Raw genomic sequence first — 1,570 nt, 5'->3', positions numbered from 1 at the left:
CTTTGCCCACCCTACGAGGCTGTGAATCTTTCGATGGCGATTCTCGATGAAAGTGATTCTCTGAGCGGAGCGATTTGCTGGAGGTCATGATGGCTGAGGACGAGCTTTTCGATGGACTGCCGGAGCAGTCGGCTCCCGAAGCGCGGGAGCTTCCGAAGGGTGCGCCTCGTCTGCGGGTGCCGGTGCGCAATCAGGTCGAACTGCGCGCGGTCGATATCGACAGCCTGATTGGGCAAGATCATCCGGCGCGCATGATCTGGACCTATGTCGAGACGCTCGATTTGAGCGAGTTGGAAGACCGAGTGAGGGCGCGGGAGAACAGGCCTGGCCATCCTGCACCATCACCACGCCTTTTGCTGGCACTCTGGCTCTATGCCACCAGCGACGGCGTCGGCAGTGCTCGGGCGCTGGATCGCCTGTGCGAGAGCCATGATGCCTATCGCTGGCTGTGTGGCGGGGTGTCGCTGAACTATCACACTCTGTCGGACTTCCGCGTCGGCTGTGCCGATGTGCTCGACCGCCTGATGAGCGAACATCTGGCGGCGCTGAGTGAGGCCGGGCTGGTCGATCTCGATACGCTGGCACAGGACGGGGTGCGGATCCGTGCCAATGCCGGAGCCAGTTCGTTCCGGCGCGAAGCGACGCTGCAGCAGAAGCTTGCAGAGGCAACAGCGGTGGTGGAGCAGCTCAAGCACGAGGTCGACGCAGATCCAGAAGCCAGCAATCGGCGCATCCGGGCGGCGCGTGAGCGTGCCGCCCGCGAGCATAAGCAGAAGGTGGAAGCGGCGCAGGCGGCACTGGAGGAGATTAAGCGCAAGCGCAAGAAGCTTGAGGAAAAAGGTGGCAACGGCAAAAAGCCGAAGGAGCCTCGGGCCTCGACCACCGATCCGCAGGCGCGGCGGATGAAGATGGCCGACGCCGGTTTCCGTCCCGCCTACAACGTGCAGGTCGTCAGTGCTGCGGCCGCGATGATCGTGGTCGCAATCGACGTCGACAACAACGGATCAGACGGCGGCCTGATGCGACCGATGCTGGAGCGGCTGCGCGACAAGCTGCCGCGCTTACCCAGGCGCTACCTGGTCGATGGCGGATACTGCCGTGGCGACGACATCGAATGGGCGCATGGCCAGAACACCGAGGTCTACTGTCCGCCGCGCTCGCAAAAAAGCGGTGTTGATCCTTATCTGCCCCGCGACACCGACGGCCCTGGTGTGGCCGCCTGGCGAGCGCGCATGGCGAGCGAAGCCGGCAAGGCCCAGTATCAGCTCCGCTCGCTGTGCGAATGCATCCACGCCCGCTGGCGCAACTGGGACCTCAGGCAAGTGACGGTCCGCGGCATCGACAAGGTTCGCGCCGTCGTGAACTGGTACGCGTTCACCAACAACCTTCTGCAAGGATGGCACCTCACCGCCTGCCAAAAAGCAGCATCATAGCCGTCAGGAGCGGCCTCCGAGGGACCTCACCGGGCCGATCCGCCGCAAAGAGCCCGTCCACGACGGGTCATCCCCGCGGCAGCAGCCCCCGCGGCGTAAGCTCAGCTGCGAACTCAAATTGGCTCACAAGCTCTACG

The 1,570-nt window shown here is 63.9% G+C and carries 1 protein-coding gene; it reads left to right on the top strand.

Translation table 11 applies throughout. The features are described 5' to 3' along the window. Positions 1–86 precede the first annotated feature (86 nt). Entirely contained in the window at positions 87–1,433 is a 1,347-nt protein-coding gene (locus QQL87_RS37190) for an IS1182 family transposase (protein ID WP_284424091.1), read from the top strand. Positions 1,434–1,570 lie beyond the last annotated feature (137 nt).

The sequence above is a fragment of the Bradyrhizobium sp. SSBR45G genome (genome assembly GCF_030159255.1).
Taxonomy (GTDB): Bacteria; Pseudomonadota; Alphaproteobacteria; order Rhizobiales; family Xanthobacteraceae; genus Bradyrhizobium.
The sequence above is the reverse complement of the archived record's forward strand: the minus strand, read 5'-3'. Positions and strand labels throughout refer to the sequence as shown.